The organism is Rhodococcus phenolicus (genome assembly GCF_001646785.1).
Classification (GTDB): Bacteria; Actinomycetota; Actinomycetes; order Mycobacteriales; family Mycobacteriaceae; genus Rhodococcus; species Rhodococcus phenolicus.
Genome location: NZ_LRRH01000086.1, coordinates 119,455 through 142,569 on the forward strand (window position 1 = coordinate 119,455; position 23,115 = coordinate 142,569).

Consider the following 23,115-nt stretch of genomic DNA (forward strand, 5'->3'; position numbering starts at 1 on the left):
CATGCCTTACATCGCTTCGATAGGTACCTACCTGCCGTGCTGGGGATCACCCGCCTCGCGTGTACCGGGTGACGACGAGGACGCGATCACACTCGCTGTCGAAGCGGGCCGGGCCGCCCTGGCCGAGAGCGGCTCGGTCCAGTACGTGGTCCTGGTCAGCCGGGACCTGCCGTTGCTCGAGAGCAGCAACGCCGCGGTGCTGCTCGCGGGCCTCGGTCTCGACCCCGAGATCGAGGTCACCGAGCGTCTCGGCGGCGCACCGGCGACACTGGACTCGCTCGGCTCGGCCCGGCCCCGAACGCTGGTGATCGGCGTCGACCTCGATGCGGCGGGCGCGGCTGCCGCCCTGACCGCGGATCAGGGGCTGCAGGTACGGACCGCCGCGCGGGTTGCGCGCAGTCTGCCCGTCCGCACCCGGACCGAGAACGGCATGGTGCACGACTACGGCGATCCGCGCCTGGTCAAGCAGCGCGGGTTCCTCGCCTCGCTGGCGTCGTCGTGGGTCGACGATCCGGTCACCGTGGCCGGTGTCGAGCACAGGCACGCGGCCGCGCTGTGCACGGGAGTTCCGGTGGAATTGCCGACCACGGGCGCGAGTTCACCGCTGTTCGCTCTCGCGGCGATGGCCGAATCGGAAACGACCGGGCCCCTGGTGGGGGTCGAGCAGGCGAGCCTGTCGGCGATCACCGTGGCCGACGGCGTCACCGAGATCCATCGGCGGGAACCACCGGCGCGGGAGCGCACGGCACCCGTCCATGTTCCCGGGCCGGAGATTCCGATCTCGCTCGCAGCGTACGAGCGAGCGTTCGAGGCGAAGGTCCGCTGGGAGGCGGGCCGTCATCCTGGTGCCGACGACCTGGACTTCCCGCCGCGGTATCGGGTGGACGAGAACGGAACCCTGGGCAGCAGTTACGAATTCGTGCCGCTACCGCGAACCGGAAGTGTCTACACCGAGGTCACCGTTCGTGTCCCGGTCCCCGGCCTGGACACCCCGTACTCGCTCGTCGTCGTCGAACTCGACGACGTCGACGTACGGGCGCTGGTCAAGGTGACCGGTGTCGAACCTGGCACCGTCGACATCGGAGATCGCGGCCGCATGGTGCTGCGTCGTGTCGCAGTGCGGTCCGGGGTACCGGACTACGGATACGCGTTCCAACCCGAAAGTGAGGCGTCATGAGGAAGGTCGCGATCGTCGGCGCGGGAATGACGCCGTTCGCCGAGCACTTCGCCCTGGGCATCCGCGAGTTGCTGCCGATGGCCTACTCCGAGTGCGTCGCCACGGTCGACAAGGGTATCCGCACATCGGACCTGCAGGCCGCCTGGTTCGGCGCGATGGGAACCACCGACGGGTTCCCCGCGGGTATCCTCGCCGACACTCTCGGTGTTCCCGACATCCCGGTGACCCGTGTCGAGAACTCCTGTGCCACAGGGCATGACGCCATCCGGAACGCGCTCTTCGGCATTGCGTCCGGCGCCTTCGACGTGGCACTCGTGATGGGCGCGGACAAGGTCCGTGAAACGGCGTCGCGGGACATGATCTGGGAATGGGAAGCGATGACCCGGGACATGGCCTGGGACTACCCCCTGGGTCTGGCGCAGGCCGGGTTCGCCCTGCACGTGCGGCGGTACCTGCACGAGTCGCCCGCCACCCGCGAGCACATGGCGATGGTCGCGGTGAAGAACCACCGCAACGGACTGGACAATCCGAAAGCGTTCCGACGCTTCGAGATCACCGTCGAAGAGGCGCTGAACGCGCAGACCGTCGTGACCCCGTTCGGCGTCTACGACTGTGCGCCGCAGAGCGACGGCGCCGCTGCCCTCGTGCTCGCATCCGAAGACGTCGTGAACCGCTTCACCGACCGTCCGGTATGGATCCGAGGGGTCGGACTGGGACTGGATTCCGTTATGCACCAGCACAAGAAGGACATGACGAGCTTCCCGGCGACCGTCCGTGCAGCGAAACAGGCGTTCGGGATGGCCGGCCTGACGCCCTCGGACGTGGACGTCGCCGAGGTTCACGACTTCTTCACCGGCATCGAGCTGATCAGCTACGAGGACCTCGGATTCGCGAATCGGTTCGAGGCCTACAAACTCATCGAATCCGGGGCCACCGCCATCGGCGGGACGTTACCGGTGAACCCCAGCGGCGGAATGATCTCCAAGGGGCATCCGCCCGGCGCGACCGGGGTCGCGCAGTGCGTGGAGTTGTTCGAGCAGTTGCGCGGCACCGCCGTCAATCAGGTCGAGGGCGCACGAATCGGTCTCGCGCACAACATCGGTGGCCCCACAGCAGTGTCTGCCGTGACAATTCTGGAGGGTACGTCCCTCTGACGTACCGCGCGTCGCGCGGCGTGGACGCCTGCATCGCAGACCGCGATGCGGGCGTTTCGCGTGTGTGCCGGGCACGGCAGAAACTCTTGCACCAGAGTCTTTCCGACCAAAAACATGACCTGACGGTCGTGTTCTTGTCACAAGGTCACTCGTCGCATATATTGCAGGAGTCACAATCGCATCATTGATGTGAGTCCAATCACGACAATTTCCGTTCTTGTTCGGAATCCTCTGTAGCCCTTGCCTGCTCGACTCGGCGAGCGCTGTTCTCGATGAAAGTTGAGTTCGATGATTCTCACTGTCGCGAGCCGAGTCGGTCGCAGCGTGCTCGTCATACTCCTGGTGACGATCGCGGTGGTCGCGCTCCTCAGCCTGGCGCCCGGGTCGGTTGCCCAGGTGATCCTGGGCGAGAACGCAACCCCCGAAGCGGTGGCTGCCATGAACGCGGAACTGGGACTGGACGCCCCGTTCTGGTCGCAGTACGCGACGTGGCTCGGCAACGCCCTCCAGGGAGATCTCGGAACCTCGCCGCTGACCGGGCAATCGGTGACCGAAGCGATCGGCGAACGCCTGCCCGTGACGCTCCAGCTCGCGGTGATGGGGCTGGCCATCGCCCTGGTCGTGTCGATTCTCATGGGCATCGCCTCCGCGTCCCGGCCGGGTAGCCCGCTGGACCGTTCGACGAACGCGCTCTCCGCGGTGTTCCTGTCCGTCCCGGCCTTCATCGCCGGCCCGATCCTCATCTACTTCCTGGCCATCAAGTTGCAGATCTTCCCGGTGATGGGATGGTCCAGGATCAGCGAGGGACTGGGGGAGAACCTGCGCAGCGCGTTCCTGCCGGCGATCGCGATCGCCTTGACGGAGATCGCCGCATTCCATCGTCTCCTGCGCACCGATCTCGTCGGCACCCTGCGCGAGGATTTCGTCGCTGCCGCCCGCGCGAAGGGCCTGTCGTCGAAATACGTCATGTTCCGGCACGCGCTGCGACCCTCGTCGTTCTCCTTGATCACCCTCGCCGGCATCAATCTCGGCCGCCTCATCGGCGGCACGGTGATCGTCGAAACCCTGTTCGGGCTGCCGGGACTCGGGCAGCTGGTGGCGTCGTCGATCACCTCCCGCGACGTGATCATGGTCCAAGGGATCGTCGTGTTCATCGCCGTGGTCTACGTGTGCATCAACACCCTGGTGGACCTCAGTTACCAAGTGATCGACCCGCGGGTCAGGAAGGTGGCGGCAGCATGAGCCAGACGGCGATGGAGGCCGCGGTCACCGAGACCCGGAAGGACGGGAGCACCGACGGTTCGATGCCGGTCGTCCCGGCGCCGCGGAAGCACCGATCGATCCTGGTGTATCTGTCGATCGTGTGGCTGGTCGTGTTGATCGCAGCGGCCGTGTTCGCAGACCTGCTGCCGCTGGCGTCGTACGCGACTCCGGTCGGAAAGCCGCGCATGACACCGCAACTCGGATCCCTGGACCTGCTGCTGGGCACCGACACCCTCGGCCGGTCGATGCTGTCGAGAATCGTCTACGGCGCCCGTGTCTCGCTGGTGGTCGGTGCCGTTGCCGGTCTCATCGGATTCCTGATCGGTTCGCTGGTCGGTCTGCTCGCCGGCTATTTCGGAAGACGGCTCGACACCGGCGTCACGCTCGTGGCCGACGCGATGCTCGCCTTCCCGCCTCTGATCCTGCTGCTGGCCCTGGCATCGATCCTGACGCCGAGCGTTCCGACGATGCTGCTCGGACTCACCCTGATGGTGATCCCCTCCTTCATCAGGCTCTCGCGGGCGAACGCCATGGCGTGGTCGTCGCGGGAATTCGTCCGGGCGGCACGGAACATGGGCGCCGGCCACGGGAGGATCCTCTTCAAGGAGATTCTGCCGAACGTCCTCGCCCCGCTCGCCGCGTTCCTGCCCATCGTCATGGCGGCGCTCATCGTGGCGGAGGGATCGCTCAGCTTCCTCGGTCTCGGGATCCCGCCGCCGCAGCCGAGCTGGGGCGGGATGATCAGCGACGGCAAGGACGCGATCGCGACCTACCCACACCTGGTGTTCGTTCCCGCACTGGTCATCTTCTTCACCGTGTTCGCCCTCAACCAGGTCGGTGATCACCTGCGGACCAAGTACGACCGAACACTGCACGACTGACGTGCGGGGTGGTCCAACCCACATCCCTCCTGCCGCCCCGCACGTCGTTCTGTCCTCCCCGCCCCGAGAGGTTTCCGAATTGCTCAGGAACACAAGTCTTCCCAAGTTCGCCGCCGCGATCGGCATCGCGGCGCTGGTTCTCACCGCCTGTGGCGGAGGTGGTTCGGCCGGTGACAGCGGCTCCGCCGATGCCGGCGAGCCCGTCTCCGGAGGCGTCGCCCGGATCCTGCAGACCGGCGAGCCCCGGTCCCTCGACCCGGCCGCGCTGTCGAACACCTGGGCTCATCAGCCCACGCTGGGCAACGCGCTGTACGGCGCGCTGATGATCAACGACATCGAGACCCACGAGATCGGGTACAAGATGGCGACCGAGTTCTCGACCACCGACGCCGGTGCGTCGTTCACGTTGAAACTGCGTCCGGACCTGAAGTTCAGCGACGGCACGCCGCTCGACGCGGCCGCGGTGAAGTTCAACTGGGATCGGCTCAAGGATCCGACGCTCGGATCCACGACCATCCGGCAGGCGGTGCAGATCGCGGACACCCAGATCGTCGATCCCGCCACTCTCCGGGTCGTGATGACCGCGCCCAACCCGCACTTCGCCCAGGCGATCATCGCCGGTGCCCTCAACTGGATCGCGTCTCCGGCAGCGCTCGAGAAGGGCCAGGCGGCGTTCGACGAGAACCCGATCGGTGCCGGACCCTTCACGCTCGTGAAGTGGACCCGGCAGGACGCGGTCGAACTGCAGCGCAATCCCGGCTACTGGGACGCTCCGAAGCCGTACCTCGACAGCCTGACGATCCGTACCGTCGTCGACACAAACCAGCGAGCCAACAGCATCACCACCGGTGGCGCGGATCTCGCATCGGAGACCAACTGGGAGAGCCTGAACAAGGTCGAGGCCGCCGGATTCTCGTACGAGGTCGCTCCCACCGGTGGCGGACAGATGCTCGGCATGAACGCCCGCCGGGCTCCGTTCGACGACGTGCGCGCCCGTCGCGCGGTGTCGATGGCCGTCGATCTCGATGCGATCAACACCGCCGTCTACAACGGTGCCGGTGAGATTCCGCGGACGCTGTTCGAGGAGGGATCGCCGTACTTCGCGGACATCTCCCTCGACGACTACGACCAGGAGACCGCACAGAAGCTCTTCGACGAGCTGGCGGCCGAGGGCAAACCGGTCAAGTTCACGTTCATGTCGTACCCGACGACGGAAAGCCGCACGCTCGGTGAGGCACTCCAGGCTCAGCTCAGCGCGTACGACAACGTCGAGATGAACGTCGAGGTCGTCGACTACGCGGCCGCGACCGCGCGCGCAGGTGCCCGCGACTTCGACATGGTGATCACCTCGGCGATCGTCCAGGACCCGGACTTCGGCCTGTGGACGGCATTCCACTCCGCGTCGACCGGCAACTTCACCGGCATCAACGACAAGGAACTGAGCGACGCCCTCGACGCCGGCCGTCAGGCCACCGCCACCGAGGACCGTGCCGCCGCGTACGAGATCGTGCAGAAGCGTCTGGCCGAACTCAACCCCGGCATCTGGTACTACCGCGCAGTTCCCGCGGTCTCGATCGGGAAGAACGTCCACGGCGTCGAGCTCTACACGCTGGGATCGCCCATGCCCGAAGAGATGTGGATCAACAAGTAGCCGACGGCAGGAAGGGCCGGCTCACCATGAACACTCAGCCACTACTCGAGGTCAGAAATCTCCGTGCCTACATCGGCACACCCCGGGGAATCGTCCGAGCCGTGGACGACGTGTCCCTCGACCTGGACGCCGGACGGGCACTGGGCATCGTCGGTGAGTCCGGCTCCGGCAAGTCCGTGATGGCCCGCGCCATCATGGGTCTGATGCCACCGCGCTCCGGCAGGTCCGGGGCGGTGACGTTCCAGGGCCGCGACCTTCTCGCATTGAGCAAGAAGGAGAAGCGCGAGGTCTGGGGCAAGCAGATCGCGATGGTCTTCCAGGACCCGGGGCGCTCGCTCAACCCGGTGGTGCGGGTCGAGCGTCAGCTCACCGAAGGCATGCGCAAGCACCTGGGAATCGGCAGTTCGGAGGCTCGCGGGCGGGCACTCGACCTCCTGAAGGAGGTCGGGGTGCCCGACCCCGAACGGCGGCTGCGGAACTACCCGCACGAGATGTCCGGCGGCATGCGGCAGCGCGTGATGATCGCGATCGCGCTCGCGTGCGAACCCGACCTGCTCATCGCCGACGAACCCACCACCGCCCTGGACGTGACGATTCAGCGTCAGATCCTCGATCTGCTGCGCAGGGTGCAACGCGAGCGCGGCATGTCGATGATGCTCATCAGTCACGACCTGGCGGTGGTCGCCGGACGTACCGACCGGGTCTCGGTCATGTACGCCGGCCGGCTCGCGGAAGTCGGTTCGACCCGGGAGATCTTCGAAGCGCCGCGGCACCGTTACACGCACGCGCTGCTCGGTGCGACCCCGACGATCGACCACCCCCGGCACTCGCCGCTGCAGGTGATCGGCGGTTCGCTGCCGGATCCCACCGATCCGCAACCGGGATGTCGCTTCGCGCCGCGGTGCGCGCACAGCATCGACGAGTGCAGCACCTCCGGTCTGAGTCTGGAGTCGGTCGGCACGGATCATCTCGTGGCGTGTCTGAACCCGGTTGCCGCTGCGGCGCCGGCACTTTCGGGAGGTCGATCACATGGCGGGTAGTGGTACCGCACACCTGCGGGGAGAGCAGGCGCTGCTGAGCGTGCAGGATCTGGTCGTCGAGTACCCGACCGACTCGGGGACGGTGCAGGCGGTCTCGAAGATCAGCTTCGACGTCCTGCCGGGTGAAACCCTCGGCATCGTCGGGGAATCCGGTTGCGGCAAGTCGACGACCGGGCGTGCGGTGCTGCGGCTCGACCGGGTGACGGCGGGCAGGATCCGGTTCGGTGACGACTGGATCGAGAAGGCCGGCGAGAAGCAGATGCGCTCGCTCCGGCGCGACATGCAGATGATCTTCCAGGACCCGGTGGCGTCGCTGAACCCGCGGCGCAGTGTCAAGGACATCGTCGTCGAGGGCCTGGCCGTCTCCGGAGCCCCGAAGTCCGAGCAGGACGAGACTTCGGCGGCGGTGCTCGAGCAGGTCGGATTGCCCGGCGACCGTTTCGCGGACATGCTGCCGCGGCAGCTGTCCGGCGGCCAGGCGCAGCGCGTCGCGATCGGACGCGCGCTGGCGCTCAATCCGCGCCTGCTCATCTGCGACGAACCTGTGTCCGCCCTGGACGTGTCGGTGCAGGCTCAGATCCTGAACCTCATCGAGGAACTCAAGGCCGAGTTCGACCTGACCGTCGTGTTCATCGCCCACGACCTCGGGGTGGTGCGCACGATCAGCGACAACGTCATGGTCATGTACCTCGGAAAGGTGTGCGAGTTCGGGGACTCGGTCGAGGTGTACGACAACCCTGCGCACCCGTACACGCGGGCACTGCTCGATTCGGTGCCGTTGACGGATCCGGAGAAGGCGTTCGCAGGACCGGCGCTGGAAGGGGACGTGCCGTCTCCTCTGGCGCCGCCCACTGGTTGCCGCTTCCGGACCAGGTGCCCGGCGGTGCAGGATCGTTGTGTGAGCGAGGAACCGGAGATGCGCGAGGTGCGGTCGGGTCAGTTCGTCGCGTGTCACTATCCGCTCGGCGGCGCCGAGGCGGATTCGGAGGAGAAGGTGTCGGTCGCATGAGCGGACGGGTATCGGGCAAGGTCGCGTTGATCACCGGAGCCGCCCGGGGCCAGGGACGCGCATATGCGCTCCGGCTGGCGGAGGAAGGCGCGGACGTCGTCGTCGTGGACGTGTGCGCGAAGGTGGGGGACGTCGCCTACGCGCCGGCCACACCCGAGGATCTCGAGGAAACGGTCCGGCTGGTGGAGGAGACCGGGCGCCGTGTGGTCTCCGGGATCGTGGACGTGCGCGACCTGGATGCGTTGCGCGGCATCGTCGACGACGCGGTGCGACAGCTGGGCCGGTTGGACGTGATCGTCGCGAACGCGGCGATCTGCTCGGCCGCGCCGTGGAACGAGATGACTCCGCAGATCTTCGAGGACACGCTCGGTACCAATGTCACCGGTGTCTGGAACACGGTGATGGCCGGAGCCCCGTACCTCGTCGAAGCCGGTGGCGGATCGGTCGTCCTGATCAGCTCGGCAGCGGGAATCAAGGTGCAGCCGTTCGCAATCCCGTACACCACCAGCAAATTCGCGGTGCGGGGGATGGCGAAGGCGTTCGCCGCCGAGCTCGCCCAGCATCACATCCGGGTCAACAGTGTGCATCCCACGGGCGTGAACACGCCGATGGTGAACGACGGTGCGCTCGGCGGGCAGATCTCGCAGGCCCTCGAAGGAAATACCCGGCTCGGTGCCATGATGATCAACATGATGCCGGTGGATATCGTCCAGCCGGAGGATGTCGCCGACACCGTTCTGTTCCTGGCGTCCGACGAGTCGAAGTACATCACCGCGCACGAACTCGCACCCGACGCAGGTGTGACCGAATACTGACCGGTCCCCGCCCGGAGTCAGCGCCGGCCGGCTCCCGCTTCGGTGGGAGCCGGCCGGCCGGGTTCAGCTGGCGCGGGTCTCCGGGCCGCGCAACCGGTGGTCGCAGATATCGAGCAGTTCCTGCGCGAGGGACGGGGTGAGCTGGCTCCAGCGCGGGCTGGTGAGGATCGCACGCAGACGGTGGAAGTAGACGGTGGGGCTGACCCCGAACTCGACGAAGATGTCCTCGTCGGGCCCGCCGTTCCAGTGGCGCCATTTCGCAGCGAATGCGAGCATCGCGGTTTCGTCGGTCACTTCGAGTTCCTCCGTTCGCGGGGTTAGGGTTCGGCTGGGCGCGGGGATGGGTCACCCGCGCCCAGCCGACGTCTGCAGCGGCCGGAATCGGTTCCGTTCTCGGCGACGTGCCGATTCAGCGCAGCTGGTCTTTCATCACCTTGCCGGTGGCGTTGAGGGGGAGCGCGTCGAGGAACTCGACGAACCTCGGAACCTTGAATCCGGCCATGCGCTCGCGGCTCCAGGAGATCAGATCCTCCGGTGCCACAGTGTTTTTCGAAACAACGAATGCCTTGCCCACCTGTCCCAGCCGTTCGTCCGGAACACCGATCACCGCCACCTGGTCGACGGCGGGATGGGCGAGCAGGAAGCCTTCGATCTCGGCGGGATAGGCGTTGAATCCGCCGACGATGAACATGTCCTTCTTACGGCCGATGATGCGGAGCCGGCCGTCGGCGTCGATCTCTCCGAGATCGCCGGTGTGCAGCCAGCCGTCCGGGTCGATCGTTTCGGCGGTGGCGCGGGGATCGTCGAAATAGCCCTGCATGACGTTGTATCCGCGCATGAGGACCTCGTTGTCGTCCGCGATGCGCACGTCGATGCCGTCGCACGGCAGGCCGACCGTGGTCGCGATCTGTTCGAAACTGTCACCACGTCGCGAGGCGGTGGCGGTGCCCCCTTCGCTGAGCCCGTACCCCGTCATGATCGTTTCGAACGGCAGTTCGTTGCGGATGCGCCGGATCAGTTCGACGGGGATGTCGGCGGCGCCGGTGACCGCTGCCCGCAGGGACGACAGATCGTGGCCTCCCGGTGCGGACAGCAACGACTGGTAGAGCGTGGGTGGCCCGGGGAGCATGGTGACCTTTTCCCGTTCCACCAGTGCCAGGGCCTCGTCGACGTCGAGGACCGGCACCGGCAGGACGGTGGCGCCCCGGATCATGGATGCGATCAAACCCGCTTTGTACCCGAACATGTGGAAGAACGGGTTGACGACCAGATATCGGTCGCCTTCGCGCAGGTCGGCCAGATCGCACCACTCCGAGAACATCCGGAGCGTCTGGGCGTGGTTCATCATGACGCCCTTGGGTCGTCCGGTGGTGCCGGACGTGTACATGATGTCCGCGATGTCCTCAGCGTCCACCGGGCATTCGAAGGGTGCTCCGCTGGAGAGGAATCCGGACTTCAGATCGATGACGGGGATGTCGTCCGGGGCCTGGAAGTCCAGGCCGAGGAACCCGTGCTGGACCAGGACCACCTTCGCGCCGCTGCGACGGATGATGTCGTCGGCCTCCTGCGCCTTGTACCGGGTGTTGACCGGAACGAGAACGCCGCCGGCGGTGAGGATTCCGAAGGCCGCGACGATCCATTCCGCCGAGTTCGGCGCCCAGATCGCGACGCGATCGCCCTTGTCGACACCGGCGGAGGCAAGTGCTCCGGCGGCGCGCCGAACCCTGTCGACGAGCTCGGTGAAGGTGATCCGGAGGTCCCCGTCGACGACCGCTTCGGCATCACCGAAGCGGTCGCCGACGCTCAGGACCATCTCGGGGATGGTCCTGAAGGTCATACCTTGAGGAGCCTTGCGAGGTTGCCGCCCATGACCAGCTTCTGATCCTCGAAGGGCAGGTGCTGGATGTGGTCGATGTAGGTGGTCGGCTCGGCCAGACCCTCCGGGTGCGGGTAGTCGGAACCGAACAGCACGCGCTCGGCGCCGATCAGGGCCGTCAGCTTGCTGAAATCCTCTTCCCAGAACGGGCTGACGTGGATGCTGCGCTTGATGGCCGCGACCGGATCCTGCATGCCGAAGCCCTCGGGTGCCTTCTTGTAGACGTCCCTGAGGGTTTCCAGCACGTGCGGAAGCCAGGACGCACCGTTCTCGATGACCGCGATCCGCAGTTCCGGGAAGCGGAACAGCGCGCCGTGGCACACCCACGAAGCGACCGCGTCCTGGATCGGGCGCCACTCGCTGACCATCCGGAACGCGTTCGTCACGAACGGGAGCATCTCGGCACCGGTGCCGTCCCACTCCTGGTTGTAGCGCGCGTAACCGCTGTCCGAGGAGTGCTGGGTGACGAGAACATCGAGCTCGACGACGCGCTTCCAGAACGGGTCGAACTCGGGCAGGGCGAACGAGCGGGGGCCGCGGAAGCCGGGGACCGGCGCCGGGCGGACCAGGATGGCCTTCGCGCCGCGCTCGACGCACCATTCGAGTTCCTCGATGGCCTTCTCGACGATCGGGAGACTGATGACCGGAACGGTGAAGATGCGGTCCTTGTAGTTGAATCCCCAGGTCTCGTACAACCACTGGTTGAGCGAGTGCACGACCGCGTGGATCAGGTCCGGATCGTCACGCATGCGCTCCTCGACGAGGCTCGCCAGCGTCGGGAACATCAGGGTGCGCTCGATCTGGAGCTCGTCCATCAGCTCCAGGCGCGCCGCCGGCTCACGGAACGCCGGGATCGACTTCATCGACTTGCCGAAGATCTCCCGCTTGCTCTTGCCCTCGGGATTGCCGTTCTTGAAGTAGTCCTCCATCGCGCCCGGTCGCGCGACCACCTCGAAGGTGGGATTGGGGATGTAATCGCTGATCTGGCCCCGGATCGCGATCTTCGTGCGGCCGTCGACCTGCACGTACTTGATTGCGTCCTTGTACTTGTCCGGGAGGAACTTGGTCAAGGCCTCCTCGGTCTCGTACAGGTGATTGTCAGCGTCGAACAGCTGGTACGGCAGCTCTTTCGGTGCCATGGAATCCTCCCTTTCTTTGTATGAGAATCCTATTCTCATTTTTTAGGTGTGGCAATGCCTTGACTTACGAGGTCTTGATGCCCTGCCTGACCAGGTACTTCTGGACTTTCCCGCTCGCGGTGCGCGGAAAGTCCTCCACCCGGTGCAACTGCTCGGGCCACTTCTGCTTGGCGAGGCCGGACCGGTCGAAGTGGTCCCGGATGTCGTCCATCGTGGGCATCGCCGCCCCTTCCTGCAGGCGCAGGACGGCGGCGGCGCGCTCGCCGAGGCGGTCGTCCGGTACCGCGACCACCGCGGCCTCGGCGACACCCGGAATCGTGAGCAGCACTTCCTCGACCTCGAGGGCGGCGATGTTCTCGCCACCGCGAATGATCATGTCGGACTTGCGATCCGTGATCGTGAGATATCCGTCGTCGTCGAGTACGCCGATGTCGCCGGTGTGGTACCAGCCGTCGTCGTCGAACGCGGCGGCGGTGAGTTCGGGGTCGGTGTAGCCGATGCACAGGTCCGGTCCGCGGCTGAGGATCTCGCCGTCCTCGGCCAGGCGGATCTCCACTCCCGGCGCCGGGGTGCCGTCGGTGAACAGGCGCTTGTCCTCGGGGGCGGTCGAGAGCGAACTGGTGATCGACGGGTGCTCGCTGCTCCCGTACGCGCGGAAGACGCAGATTCCCATCTTCGCGAGCCGCGTGGTCACCGTGGCCGGGACGGACGACCCGCCCAGGCCCGCGTACCGCATGAACGGCAGGTGCTCGTCGCTGAAGTCGGGATGGTCGATCAGGCTGGTCACGAAATACGTCGCGCCGCCGCCGACGGTGAGGCCGTCCGACTTCATCAATGCGAGGGCCTGACCCGGGTCCCACACGTCGGCGAGATTGATGGGCGAACCGTCGAGGACGGGGATGAGGAACGCGTTGACCATCCCGATGAAATGGCCGACCGGGGCGGCGGTGAGCTGCTTGCCGCGGTCGGCGGGATAGCGGGCCGACAGCTGCCGCGTCTCGCAGCCGAGCGTCCGGTGGCTGTGCACCACGCCCTTGGGCGCGCGCGTGGTCCCGGAGGTGAACGCGATCAGTGCGGCTCCGTCCGGGTCCGTCTCGACGATGCCCTCCATCGGCGCGTCGCTCAGGAGGTCGTCGAAATCGCGTCCGACGACGCCGACGATCGGGACGTGCTTGCACAGATCGGGCTGGAACTCGGCCCGCCCGAACTGCTCCACGGCGATGAACACCTTGGGATTCGTCTGCTCGAGGATGTAGCCGACTTCCTTGCGCCCGTAGAAGTGGACGATCGGAACCACGGTCGCGCCGAGAAACGACGACGCCCAGAAGACGGCGGCCGCCTCCATCCAGTTCGGCAACTGGAAGGCGATCACGTCACCGGCACCGACGCCGCGGGCCCGGAGCCCGCCCGCGAGCCGGCGGGCGACCAGCTCGACGTCCCGGAAGGTCCCGGACCACGGTCGCACGGCCGAATGCACCCGGAACTCGACGTCCGGTGCCGCGGCGAGACCCCGGCCGAGCATGTCCCCGAGCGTGTCGTTCGTCCACCATCCCTCCCGTTCGTAGCGAGTGACCAGTTCGGTGGGGATATGCCGCATGCGAGAGCTCCAATGCCCGGGACTGCGCCGCGCCGAGCCTGACCGGCCCGGCGGGCGTTGAATGAGATCGATTGTTGCGCTTGTGAGGATGTTATTCTCCAAAAATCAGAATGCCAATATCAGTACGGAGAGCAGCGCATGGTCGATCTCGAGCTTGAACAGGGCCTGGCGGTCATCACCATCGACCGGCCGGAGGCGCGCAACGCGATCGCGCCGGAGACGATGGAGCAGCTGGAAAAGGCTCTCGACGAGGCCGAGGGTGCGAAGGCCCTGGTGATCCGCGGCGGTGGCGATCGGGCGTTCGTCTCGGGTGGCGACCTCAAGGAGCTGAGCAAGCTCCGGACCGTGGAGCAGGCGGCCGAGATGGCGCGGCAGATGCGGACGGTGTGCGATCGCATCGCGGCGTTCCCCGCGCCGGTCGTCGCCGCGCTCAACGGTCACGCACTCGGTGGCGGCGCGGAGGTTGCCGTGGCCGCGGACATCCGGATCGCCGCCGACGACATCAAGATCGGCTTCAATCAGGTCTCCCTCGCGATCATGCCCGCGTGGGGCGGCGCCGAGCGGCTCTCGGCGCTGGTCGGTCGCGGGCGCGCGCTCATGCTCGCCGGTTCGGGCACCGTGCTCGATGCATCCGGGGCCGAGCGCCTCGGACTTGTGGACCGCGTGCTGCCGCGTTCGGAGTTCGACGAGGGGTGGCGTTCGCTCGCGCGCGCGCTCGCGAACGATCCGGCGGGGGAGATCAAGCGGGTCCTGGCCGGGGCGTCGGCAGAGGAGGCGATCTCGGCGTTCGCGCACCTGTGGGTGAAGGACGAACACTGGGCCGCTGCAGACAAGGTCCTCAACCGGGGCAAGTGAGCGCGTGCCCGTCGGATTCGGGACGAAAGTCACGGAATCGACGGCGGGTACTTGTGACTTCAACCACTTCTCGGAGTGCCTCTGGTGTTACCCCTGTGACTGGGGTCGGGTGCAGGTGACCGACGGGACGGCGACTTCCCGGCGAATCGGTCATTGGTGATGCGCATTGTCAAGTGCGCCACGCTGTAAATAGGCAGACTCGTTGTAGCCTGTGACGAATCCGTGATCTTTTCGTTATCAGATCAGCGTTCGACACAAGGATTTTGTTTTGTCTAACAACCCGAGCAACGATCAGACCCACCCCGGCCGATCCCGGAAGGTTCGGCTCGCAGGCGGGCTCCTCTCGGTCCCGCTGGCCGTCGGTGCCCTCCTCGGCGCCGGAACCGTCGCGGCACACGCGGCCACCAAGGCTGCGACGGTCGAAGTCGCGGGATGGAACCCGACGGCGACCGCAAACGTCGCGGCACCTCAGGTGCTCGCGGTTCCCCGCACCGACATGTCGGTATATGCCGAACAGCTCGGACAGGCCGCGCAGAGGGAAGCCGAGCGTATCGCCCAGGCGGCGGAGGCCGAGCGTCTCGCCCGCGAGGAAGCGGAACGCCACGCTCGTGAGGAAGCGGAACGCATCGCACGCGAGGAGGCCGCGCGTCGTCCGGCAGTGGTGTTCCCTGCCGACGGTACTTTCACGTCGGGTTTCGGTCCTCGCTGGGGGACCAACCACAACGGCATCGACATCGCCAATGCGATCGGGACCCCGATCCGGGCCGTCACCAACGGCACCGTGATCGAGAGCGGCCCGGCGTCCGGCTTCGGGCTGTGGGTCCGGGTCCAGCAGGACGACGGCACGATCGGCGTCTACGGCCATGTCGACCAGTCGCTCGTCTCGGCCGGACAGCCGGTCCGGGCCGGAGACCAGATCGCCACCATGGGTAACCGCGGCCAGTCCACCGGACCGCACCTGCACTACGAGGTGTGGCAGGCGAACGGCACCAAGATCGACCCCGCGCCGTGGCTCGCCGCGCGCGGAATCCCGATCCCGGGCACGCATCTCGGCTGAGATGCAGATACACGAAATGCGGGCGGACTCCGGTGGGTCCGCCCGCATTTCGTGTGCGGCGAGTCTAGAGCCCGAACGATCGGCCGATGATCTCGCGTTGAATTTCGTTGGTGCCGCCGTAGATCGTGGCTCCGAGCGACGTACGTACGTGCTGCACCATGTCGAATTCGGTGGAGTAGCCGTATCCGCCCATCATCTGCATGCCTTCGAGTGACATCGCCTTGGCGACCTCGGTGGCCTTCAGTTTCGCCATCGACGACGCCCGGGACAGGTCCCCGGCGCGAGCGGGATCGTCCGCCTGCTGCGCGACGCTGTAGACCAGCAGCCGGGAGCATTCGATCTCGGTGGCGAGATCGGCGAGCCGGTGCTTGACGGCCTGGAACGATCCGACGGGCTGACCGAACTGGGTGCGTTCGGTGATGAAATTCAGGCAGTCGTCGAAGGCGCGCTCGGCAGTGCCTAGCATCTGAGCGGCGAGGATCAAGCGCTCGGTCGCCAAACCTGCCATCAGCTGGGCCCAGCCCTGCCCGACCTCACCGACCACCGCGTCGGCCGGCAGTGCGCAGTCGGTGAAGTACAGGTCGTTGACCTCGGTTCCGTTCATCGTGTCGATGCTCTTGATCGACAGCCCCGGGGTGCCTGCGGGCACGTGGAACATGGTCAGGCCCTGGTGCTTCTTGTCGCCGCGTTCGGTGCGGGCCACGAGCAGGATGCTGTCGGCGAGGTGGGCATTGGTGCACCACGTCTTCTGGCCGTTGATCATCCAGCCCTCGGCGGTGCGCTCGGCACGGCAGGTCAGGGCCGCGACATCGGAACCTGCGCCCGGCTCCGACATCGAGATCGCCAGTGCCGCACCGTCTGCCAGGCGGCCGAGAACGGACTTCTTCAGCTCCTCGCTCGCGAACTTCGTGTAGATACCGCCGGTGATGAGGGTCGTGCCGTGCCACGGCACCGGTGCCATTCCGCGGGCGAGTTCCTGGAGCAGGACGCACAAGTCCACGTGGTTGCCGCCGGCGCCGCCGTACTCCTCGGGGACGTTGATGGCCGCCCAGCCGAGTTCGGCGATCCGACGGTTGATCTCGAGGCTGTGGCCCTCGCGGCCATCGTCCGTCAGCTTCTCCCGCTGCTCACGGGTTCCGGACTCCCGGCGGCAGAACTCGCGGACCGCGGATCGGAACTCGAGCTGTTCATCGGTGAGCATCCCGGTCATTGTTTCTCCTGTCATGGAAGGGAATTCGATCAGACCAGGTCGCGGACAGGGACCGGGACGTCATCGATATCGCGGGTGTCACCCGCGGACGCCGCCCCGGAACCGAAGTGGCTGCGAGTGGCAAAAGCCGACACGAACGAGATGACGGCGGTGACGACGAGGATCGTGGCCAGCGGCCACCAGTGCCGCGAACCGTCCGTGGGCACGAGTGCGGCGGCGACGAGCGGCGTCGGTGCAGCCCAGGCGACGCCGGCGAACGCGCTGCACAGTGCCACGCCGCTGTAGCGGATCGCGGTCGGGAACAGCTCGGCCGTCATGCTCGACACCACCGCGTAGGTGGTGGCGTGCCCGAGAACGAGCGCGGCGGTGAACGCGAAGATCATCAGGCCGATGTTGCCGGTGTTGAACAACGCGAAGAGCGGGAAGGCGAACGCCGCAGTGAACACCACCCCACCGATGAAGACCGTCCAGGCGGACAGCTTGTCGCAGAGGATTCCGACCCCGACCATCGCGATCAGATCGACGACCGCAGCGATCAGCAGGATCATCAGGGTGTCGCTCCGGGTGAACCCGTGGATGTTCGTGGCCATCGTGAGCATGTACGTGGTGATCAGGTAGAACAGCACGATCACGCTGGCCTGCAGCCCGATTCCGGCGAGGACCCGGCCCGGCATTGTCCGGAGCACCGTCAGGATCGGATGGCTCGTAACCTCACCGGTCTGCTTCGCCTCCGTGAATTCGCTCGATTCCTCCACACCGAGACGAATGATCATTCCGATCACGACGAGGACGAAACCGGCCAGGAACGGAATGCGCCAGCCCCACGACAGCAACTGGTCCTCGGGCAGCCGTGCGACGAAGTACATGACGACCGTCGCGAGAACCAGTGCCAGCGGACTCGCGATCTGCGGCGCCGATCCGTAGAACCGCCGCCGGGACGCGGGTGCGTTCTCGACACTCATCAGTACGGCACCACCCCATTCGCCGCCGACCGCAACACCCTGGAGGAAGCGCAAGGCAGTCAACAGGATCGGTGCCCAGATGCCGATCTGGTTCCACGTCGGAAGCAGTCCGATCAGGCCGGTCGCCACGCCCATGACGGTGAGGGTGGTGATCAGCGTTGCGCGCCGGCCGAGCCGATCGCCGAAATGTCCGAAGACGAATGCGCCGACGGGACGTGCGAGGAAGGCGACGCCGAGGGTGGCGAACGACGCGAGCGTCCCGACGTTGGAGTCGAAGGACGGGAAGAAGATCTTCGAGAATACGAGTGTCGCCGCGGTGGCGTAGATGAAGAAATCGAACCACTCGACGGTGGTGCCGACGAGACTCGCCAGGAACGCGCGTTTCTGCTGCTTGGTCCCGAAGGTGGAGGCGGATGGTGTGGTCATGGGAGCGCCCTTTCGGAGGGGACTTCTCGTGGTGCGGGGAGGTTCCTTCGGTAGTGCCCGAAACCGGCCTATCGGAATCGGGCGTGTCCGCCGGAGAGCACTCCGGTGGCGTCGATGCGTGCGTCGAAATCGGTGCCGTCGCCGGTGTGCCGAGCGCGGACGGTGAGGGTGTTGTCCGGCAGGACGGGGGCCGCGAAGCGGGCCCGCAACTCGCGTAGCTCCCACGGTTCCGCGCCGGCGGCACCCGCGACCGATCGCGCCGCGATCCCCAGCGTGCACAATCCGTGCAGGATGGGCCGGTCGAATCCGTAGCCCGCGGACACCTCCGGGTCGATGTGCACCGGGTGCAGGTCCCCGGTGAGCCGGTACAGCGCAGGAAGATTCGGCTCGATCCGGTAGCGGTCCTCGTACTCGGCCCCGTCGAGGTCGACGCGCGGGGACGAGGGGGCACGCTCGCCGCCCCACCCGCCGGAGCCGGGCAGATGGATCGCGTAGGTCGCGGTGAACTGCTCGCACTCGACGGCGATGTCGATCGTCGCCGCGGAACCCTTGTCCCAGACCTCCGCGACGCGGGCACGCATCTCGAGCTTCCCGCCGCGGGGCAGCGGTTCGTGCACGGTGAGCTGCTGCGCCGCGTGCAGCGACTTCAGGCGGTCGTAGGCGCCGAGGGTCCCGGCCTCCTCGACGGCCCACAGGCCCAGTCCGAGTCCGAACGTGGGGAGCACGTGCAGATCCCGCTCGTACACGAGCGGCAGTTCGTCCGGGCCGGCCTCGACACACAGTGCGTACAGGATCGCGTCGGACTCGTCGTACGAGACGACCCGGGTGCCGAGGTCGTGGCCCTTCAGGGCGGCAACGGCGTTCACCGGAACGCTCCGATGTTCGTGACGGCCTGGCCGAGCACCAAGGTGTGGACCTCGTCGGTGCCTTCGTAGGTGTAGACCGACTCGAGATTGTTCATGTGCCGGATCACCGGGTACTCCAGGGTGATTCCGCTGGCGCCGAGCATGCCGCGGGCCTCTCGGGCAACGTGCAGGGCCTGCGCCGCGTTGTCCTTCTTGCCGAAGCTGATCTGCGCGGGGGCGAGGTTGCCGGCGTCCTTGAGCTTGCCGAGGTGGATGGCCAGCAGATGCGCGCGGTTGACCCGGATCAGCATGTCCGCGAGCTTGCCCTGGGTGAGCTGGAACCCGGCGATCGGCTTGCCGAACTGAGTGCGGCTCATCGTGTAGTCCAGGGCCGTTTCGTAACAGTCGCGTGCGGCGCCGACCGCGCCGAACAGAATGCCGAAGCGTGCTTCGTTCAGGCACGACAGCGGGCCCTTGATCCCCGTGACACCGGGCAGTACCGCGGTGCCGGGCAGGCGGACGTTGTCGAGCACGATCTCGGCGGTGACCGATGCACGCAGCGACAGCTTCTTCTCGATCTTGCGGGCCTGGTAGCCTTCGGTCTTCGTGTCGACGACGAACCCGCGGATACCTTCGTCGGTCTGCGCCCAGATGACGGCCACATCGGCGAGGCTGCCGTTGGTGATCCACATCTTGGTGCCGTTGAGGATCCAGTCGTCACCGTCGCGGCGGGCAGTGGTGCGCATGCTGGACGGATCACTGCCCGAGTCCGGTTCGGTCAGTCCGAAGCAACCGATGGCTTCGCCGGCGGCCATCCGCGGCAGCCATTCCTGCTTCTGCTCCTCGGATCCGAACTTCCAGATCGGGAACATCGCCAGCGAACCCTGCACGGAGACGAAGCTGCGGGCGCCGCTGTCTCCCGCCTCGAGTTCCAGGCACGCGGTTCCGTAGGCGACGGCGCTCATGCCGGCGCAGCCGTAGCCGTCGAGGTGCATGCCGAGCATGCCGAGCTTGCCGAACTCGAGGGCCATCTCCTTCGGGAAGTCGTGGTTCTCGAACCACTCGCCGACGTTCGGCTTGATCTGCTCGTCGACCAATTGGCGGACGGTCTGCGCGACCATCCGCTCCTCGTCGGTGAGAAGCTGTTCGAGGGCGAGGAAATCGCGGGGGTCGGGTGTGATCTTCGTATTCGTCATGGAGGTCCTTCGTCGGGGGAATCAGCGGGCGGTGCCGCTGTGGCGGACGGCGGCGGTGCCGCTGTGGCGGACGGCGGCGGTGCCGCCATGGCGTACCGCGGCGGATGCGACCGCGTCGTGGCGGGCGGTGCTGTCGAGCAACCGCATCCGGGTCGCTTGCCATTCGTTCTCGTCGAACCGTCCGCCGTCGAGCTCGTGGAGCAGCGCGCGGGTGGCGGCGAGGGCGTCCGGTGGTGTCTGCGCGAGGGACCGGGCGAGTGTGATCGCCCGGTCGGCGGGATCACCGTCGACCCGGTGGGTGGCGAGGCCGCCGCGCGCGGCATCGTCGGCATCGAACCGTTCTGCCAGGACCAGCAGACGGGTGACGGTGGAGCGCGGCAGGGTCGCGTGGATCCGCCGGATCGATGCCGGGTTGTAGAGCAGCCCGAGTTCCACTGCGGGAACCCGGAACCAGGCCGCGGTGCCGACGACCCGGGCATCGCACGAGAGTGCGAGCTCGACGCCGGCGCCGACACACGGGCCGTCGACGGCGGCGACCACCGGAACGGCGCTGCGACGAATGGCATCACACGCCGCTTCGAGGTCCCGGTCGTACTCCAGATCCGCGGAAGTACCCGTCAGGTCCGCGAAGTCTGCGCCGGCGCAGAAGACCGGTCCCGACGCGGTGAGCACCACCGCGCGGGTGCCGTCCGGGAGCGCTTCGAATGTGGTGCGCAGCTCACGGAGAAGAATGCGGGACAGGGCATTTCGTCGATCAGCCCGGGACAGGACGACCTCGAGAACGTCGTCGTCCTGCCGATGGAGGGTGAGAGCGGGGGTGGTCACGGCACCGGCTCCGGCTGCGGCGTGTGCGCAAGATCCCAGCGAGTCCGCACCGGTGCATAGTCGAAATGCAACGCAGTTTCGAGCGATTCGGCCAGGTTCAGCAGTGCCGCATCGCGACCGCGCGCGGCGGCGAGCTGGGCGCCGATCGGCAGGCCGTCGGCCACACCGGCCGGCAGGGTGATCGCGGGTGTCCCGGCCACGTTGAACGGTGAGGTGAACGGGAATGGTCCCCAGAGCCAGTCGACGTCGACGCCGTCGATGTTGGCGGGGCGTTCACCGTGCGGGAAGGCGACCGTCGCGACGGTGGGGGTGAGGATTGCGTCGAATCGGTGCAGGAACTCGTCGATCCGCTGCCGGAACCGCGGCAGCGCCTCCCTGGCGGCGGAGACATCGGCGCTCCGGAGTTTCGCGGCCGCACGCAGGCTGGCGTTCTCGTACGCGGTGAGCAGATCGGGCCGGTCCAGCAGGTGCCCGCGTTCGCGCAGTTCGTCGTCGAGGACGAGTGGACCGAAGATCTCGTTCCAGCCCGCGATCGGGATGTCGGTCTCGACGACCTCGTGTCCGAGATCGGACAGTGTGGCCGCAACCGCGGCAAGCCGAGCGGCGACCGCGGGATCGACGGGACGTCCGTCCGGTCGCGGGCAGTAGGCGATCCGCTGCCGGGATACGGTCGCGCGCTCGAAGGTGGTCTCGGCCAGGACCTCGACCATGAGGCGGGCGTCGTCGACGGTCCAGGCCAGAGGTCCCGCGGTGACGAAGTCGGTCATGGCGCGGAAGCCCCGCTCGTCCGGGCACAGTCCGGTAGTGGGCTTGAACCCGACGAGTCCGCAGAAGGCGGCCGGGATCCGAATGGACCCGCCACCGTCCGAGCCGAGCGCGATCGTGGCCAGCCCGGCGCCGACGGATGCGGCGGCGCCACCGCTCGAGCCGCCCGGGGTCCGGGTGATGTCCCACGGATTCCCGGTGTCCGGCCCGAGCAGGTTGTCGCTGGTCGCGGACTGGCAGAACTCGGGCACGTTCGTCTTTCCGGGCATGACCGCCCCGGCGGCGCGCAGTCGTGCCACGGCGCCGGAATCGGAACGGGCGATGCGGCCCCGCTGTGTCAGCGATCCGAGAGTGGTTTCGGTGTCGGCGAGATGGAAGGCGTCCTTGATCGACACCGGCACGCCGAGCAGCGGTGTGCGGTCGCCGTTGCGGTAGCGATCGGCTGCTTCGGCGGCCTGCGCGCGGGCGAGTTCCGGGAGGGTGACGACGTACGCGTGCACCTCCGGGTTCACTCGCTCGATGCGTGCCAGGACGTCGTCGGTGACGTCCACCGGGCAGAGGTCGCCGCGGGCGAAGGCATCGGTGAGTTCCCGGATCGGAAGATACTGTTCAGCCATGCGGATGCACCCCTCCGCTGATCCCGTACACCTCACCGGTGACGTAGCCCGAGTCCGGGCCGGCGAGGAAGGAGACCAGTCCGGCGACGTCCTCGGGACGGCCGACACGACCCACGAGTGACCGATTCTCGGCGTAGCCGGAGAAGAACTCGTCGGGGTAGATCTTGCGGAGGAAGTCGTTGTAGATGAGGCCGGGCGTGACGGCGTTGACGCGGATGCCGAACTTGCCGTTCTCGGCGGCGGCGACGCGTGTCAGTGCCAGGACGCCCGCCTTGGCGGCGGAGTAGGCGGCGCCGTGCTCGGTGCTGGTCTCGTATGCGGCGATCGAGCTGATGTTGACGATCGCGCCGGACTTGTTCTGCTGCATGACCGGCAGGGCGTACCGCATCGTGTAGAACGTGCCGTTCAGGTCGACGTCGAGGCAGCGTCGCCACGTGTCGGAGGACATCTCGGCGACCGGCTCGATCTTGCTCCAGCCGGCGTTGTTCACGAGGACGTCGAGCCTGCCCTTGGTCGAGGCGATCTCGGCGACGACGGACTCCACCTGCGCTTCGTCGGTGACGTCGAGGTTGTGGTGTGTGAATTCGCGGCCGAAGTCGGCGGCGAGCTTGTCCGCAAGTTCCTGACGGCGGCGCTCGTGGATGTCGGTGATGACGACGTCGAAACCGTCCGCAGCCAGGCGGGTCGCGATGGCTGCGCCGATACCGGCGCCCGCGGCGGCGGTGACGAGGGCGGTCGGGCGTTCTTGCATCATG

21 protein-coding genes are annotated in these 23,115 nt (G+C 67.0%); 10 read left to right on the top strand and 11 right to left on the bottom strand.

Going from position 1 to position 23,115, the window contains the following annotated elements; translation table 11 throughout:
- Nucleotide 1 precedes the first annotated feature (1 nt).
- The 8 genes from A8G15_RS22510 (at nucleotide 2) to A8G15_RS22545 (ending at nucleotide 8,990) form a co-directional block, all read left to right on the top strand.
- Nucleotides 2-1,177: an OB-fold domain-containing protein gene (locus tag A8G15_RS22510; RefSeq protein WP_068164797.1), complete on the top strand. Its 1,176-nt coding sequence runs from the start codon at nucleotides 2-4 to the stop codon at nucleotides 1,175-1,177.
- The gene (locus A8G15_RS22515) at nucleotides 1,174-2,331 is read left to right on the top strand and encodes a thiolase C-terminal domain-containing protein (protein ID WP_068164800.1); all 1,158 of its coding nucleotides are present in this window, start codon (nucleotides 1,174-1,176) and stop codon (nucleotides 2,329-2,331) included. Before A8G15_RS22510 ends, A8G15_RS22515 begins: the two co-directional genes overlap by 4 nt.
- A gap of 288 nt (nucleotides 2,332-2,619) precedes the next feature.
- On the top strand, nucleotides 2,620-3,573 hold the full coding sequence (locus A8G15_RS22520) for an ABC transporter permease (RefSeq protein ID WP_068164803.1): 954 nt from the start codon (nucleotides 2,620-2,622) through the stop codon (nucleotides 3,571-3,573).
- A complete protein-coding gene (locus tag A8G15_RS22525; protein ID WP_211270219.1) occupies nucleotides 3,570-4,475 on the top strand; it encodes an ABC transporter permease in 906 nt (301 codons plus the stop codon). Before A8G15_RS22520 ends, A8G15_RS22525 begins: the two co-directional genes overlap by 4 nt.
- Nucleotides 4,476-4,554: 79 nt before the next feature.
- On the top strand, nucleotides 4,555-6,126 hold the full coding sequence (locus tag A8G15_RS22530; RefSeq protein WP_068164806.1) for an ABC transporter substrate-binding protein: 1,572 nt from the start codon (nucleotides 4,555-4,557) through the stop codon (nucleotides 6,124-6,126).
- A 101-nt stretch (nucleotides 6,127-6,227) separates the two neighbouring features.
- Complete coding sequence (locus A8G15_RS22535; protein WP_245687959.1) at nucleotides 6,228-7,166, top strand: ABC transporter ATP-binding protein; 939 nt, start codon at nucleotides 6,228-6,230, stop codon at nucleotides 7,164-7,166.
- Nucleotides 7,156-8,175, top strand: a complete 1,020-nt coding sequence (locus tag A8G15_RS22540; protein WP_068164812.1) for an ABC transporter ATP-binding protein — start codon at nucleotides 7,156-7,158, stop codon at nucleotides 8,173-8,175. Before A8G15_RS22535 ends, A8G15_RS22540 begins: the two co-directional genes overlap by 11 nt.
- Nucleotides 8,172-8,990, top strand: a complete 819-nt coding sequence (locus A8G15_RS22545) for a mycofactocin-coupled SDR family oxidoreductase (RefSeq protein ID WP_068164814.1) — start codon at nucleotides 8,172-8,174, stop codon at nucleotides 8,988-8,990. Before A8G15_RS22540 ends, A8G15_RS22545 begins: the two co-directional genes overlap by 4 nt.
- 63 nt (nucleotides 8,991-9,053) lie before the next feature.
- On the opposite strand, the gene A8G15_RS22550 is transcribed toward A8G15_RS22545, so the two are convergent.
- The 4 genes from A8G15_RS22550 to A8G15_RS22565 all read right to left on the bottom strand — a co-directional run bounded on the left by A8G15_RS22550 (nucleotide 9,054) and on the right by A8G15_RS22565 (nucleotide 13,602).
- A complete protein-coding gene (locus tag A8G15_RS22550; protein WP_082900090.1) occupies nucleotides 9,054-9,284 on the bottom strand; it encodes a DUF3263 domain-containing protein in 231 nt (76 codons plus the stop codon).
- Nucleotides 9,285-9,399: 115 nt separating this feature from the next.
- The gene (locus A8G15_RS22555; protein ID WP_068164816.1) at nucleotides 9,400-10,827 is read right to left on the bottom strand and encodes a FadD3 family acyl-CoA ligase; all 1,428 of its coding nucleotides are present in this window, start codon (nucleotides 10,825-10,827) and stop codon (nucleotides 9,400-9,402) included.
- On the bottom strand, nucleotides 10,824-12,005 hold the full coding sequence (locus A8G15_RS22560; RefSeq protein ID WP_068164819.1) for an amidohydrolase family protein: 1,182 nt from the start codon (nucleotides 12,003-12,005) through the stop codon (nucleotides 10,824-10,826). Before A8G15_RS22560 ends, A8G15_RS22555 begins: the two co-directional genes overlap by 4 nt.
- Nucleotides 12,006-12,069: 64 nt before the next feature.
- A complete protein-coding gene (locus A8G15_RS22565; RefSeq protein ID WP_068164822.1) occupies nucleotides 12,070-13,602 on the bottom strand; it encodes an AMP-binding protein in 1,533 nt (510 codons plus the stop codon).
- A 138-nt stretch (nucleotides 13,603-13,740) separates the two neighbouring features.
- Between A8G15_RS22565 and A8G15_RS22570 the strand changes: the two genes are divergently transcribed.
- Both A8G15_RS22570 and A8G15_RS22575 read left to right on the top strand, forming a co-directional pair.
- Complete coding sequence (locus A8G15_RS22570; RefSeq protein WP_068164824.1) at nucleotides 13,741-14,457, top strand: enoyl-CoA hydratase/isomerase family protein; 717 nt, start codon at nucleotides 13,741-13,743, stop codon at nucleotides 14,455-14,457.
- A 352-nt stretch (nucleotides 14,458-14,809) separates the two neighbouring features.
- Nucleotides 14,810-15,514 carry a M23 family metallopeptidase gene (locus A8G15_RS22575; RefSeq protein WP_245687962.1) on the top strand — a complete coding sequence of 235 codons (705 nt, stop codon included), beginning with the start codon at nucleotides 14,810-14,812 and terminating at the stop codon, nucleotides 15,512-15,514.
- 64 nt (nucleotides 15,515-15,578) lie between these two features.
- Here A8G15_RS22575 and A8G15_RS22580 read toward each other — a convergent pair whose 3' ends face one another.
- From A8G15_RS22580 to A8G15_RS22610, 7 genes are all read right to left on the bottom strand, one after another.
- Nucleotides 15,579-16,724, bottom strand: coding sequence for an acyl-CoA dehydrogenase family protein (locus A8G15_RS22580; RefSeq protein ID WP_068164829.1), 1,146 nt, complete (start codon nucleotides 16,722-16,724; stop codon nucleotides 15,579-15,581).
- 29 nt (nucleotides 16,725-16,753) lie between these two features.
- Nucleotides 16,754-18,112 (bottom strand): MFS transporter, encoded by a 1,359-nt coding sequence (locus A8G15_RS22585; protein WP_068164833.1) that lies wholly within the window; start codon nucleotides 18,110-18,112, stop codon nucleotides 16,754-16,756.
- A 68-nt stretch (nucleotides 18,113-18,180) separates the two neighbouring features.
- Nucleotides 18,181-18,978, bottom strand: coding sequence for a MaoC/PaaZ C-terminal domain-containing protein (locus A8G15_RS22590; RefSeq protein ID WP_068164835.1), 798 nt, complete (start codon nucleotides 18,976-18,978; stop codon nucleotides 18,181-18,183).
- Entirely contained in the window at nucleotides 18,975-20,153 is a 1,179-nt protein-coding gene (locus A8G15_RS22595) for an acyl-CoA dehydrogenase family protein (protein WP_068164839.1), read from the bottom strand. The genes A8G15_RS22590 and A8G15_RS22595 overlap by 4 nt, the downstream gene beginning before the upstream one ends.
- A 21-nt stretch (nucleotides 20,154-20,174) precedes the next feature.
- A complete protein-coding gene (locus tag A8G15_RS22600) occupies nucleotides 20,175-20,978 on the bottom strand; it encodes an enoyl-CoA hydratase/isomerase family protein (RefSeq protein WP_068164842.1) in 804 nt (267 codons plus the stop codon).
- Nucleotides 20,975-22,360 (bottom strand): amidase, encoded by a 1,386-nt coding sequence (locus A8G15_RS22605; RefSeq protein ID WP_068164844.1) that lies wholly within the window; start codon nucleotides 22,358-22,360, stop codon nucleotides 20,975-20,977. Before A8G15_RS22605 ends, A8G15_RS22600 begins: the two co-directional genes overlap by 4 nt.
- Nucleotides 22,353-23,111, bottom strand: coding sequence for an SDR family NAD(P)-dependent oxidoreductase (locus tag A8G15_RS22610; protein WP_169833928.1), 759 nt, complete (start codon nucleotides 23,109-23,111; stop codon nucleotides 22,353-22,355). Before A8G15_RS22610 ends, A8G15_RS22605 begins: the two co-directional genes overlap by 8 nt.
- Nucleotides 23,112-23,115 lie beyond the last annotated feature (4 nt).

Bases quoted from the DNA above. Each gene is read 5' to 3' on its own strand.
- A8G15_RS22510 (WP_068164797.1), top strand. From the start codon at position 2: ATGCCTTACATCGCTTCGATAGGTACCTACCTGCCGTGCTGGGGATCA.
- A8G15_RS22515 (WP_068164800.1), top strand. From the start codon at position 1,174: ATGAGGAAGGTCGCGATCGTCGGCGCGGGAATGACGCCGTTCGCCGAG.
- A8G15_RS22520 (WP_068164803.1), top strand. From the start codon at position 2,620: ATGATTCTCACTGTCGCGAGCCGAGTCGGTCGCAGCGTGCTCGTCATA.
- A8G15_RS22525 (WP_211270219.1), top strand. From the start codon at position 3,570: ATGAGCCAGACGGCGATGGAGGCCGCGGTCACCGAGACCCGGAAGGAC.
- A8G15_RS22540 (WP_068164812.1), top strand. From the start codon at position 7,156: ATGGCGGGTAGTGGTACCGCACACCTGCGGGGAGAGCAGGCGCTGCTG.
- A8G15_RS22545 (WP_068164814.1), top strand. From the start codon at position 8,172: ATGAGCGGACGGGTATCGGGCAAGGTCGCGTTGATCACCGGAGCCGCC.
- A8G15_RS22555 (WP_068164816.1), bottom strand. From the start codon at position 10,827: ATGACCTTCAGGACCATCCCCGAGATGGTCCTGAGCGTCGGCGACCGC.
- A8G15_RS22560 (WP_068164819.1), bottom strand. From the start codon at position 12,005: ATGGCACCGAAAGAGCTGCCGTACCAGCTGTTCGACGCTGACAATCAC.
- A8G15_RS22565 (WP_068164822.1), bottom strand. From the start codon at position 13,602: ATGCGGCATATCCCCACCGAACTGGTCACTCGCTACGAACGGGAGGGA.
- A8G15_RS22570 (WP_068164824.1), top strand. From the start codon at position 13,741: ATGGTCGATCTCGAGCTTGAACAGGGCCTGGCGGTCATCACCATCGAC.
- A8G15_RS22580 (WP_068164829.1), bottom strand. From the start codon at position 16,724: ATGACCGGGATGCTCACCGATGAACAGCTCGAGTTCCGATCCGCGGTC.
- A8G15_RS22585 (WP_068164833.1), bottom strand. From the start codon at position 18,112: ATGACCACACCATCCGCCTCCACCTTCGGGACCAAGCAGCAGAAACGC.
- A8G15_RS22595 (WP_068164839.1), bottom strand. From the start codon at position 20,153: ATGACGAATACGAAGATCACACCCGACCCCCGCGATTTCCTCGCCCTC.
- A8G15_RS22605 (WP_068164844.1), bottom strand. From the start codon at position 22,360: ATGGCTGAACAGTATCTTCCGATCCGGGAACTCACCGATGCCTTCGCC.
- A8G15_RS22610 (WP_169833928.1), bottom strand. From the start codon at position 23,111: ATGCAAGAACGCCCGACCGCCCTCGTCACCGCCGCCGCGGGCGCCGGT.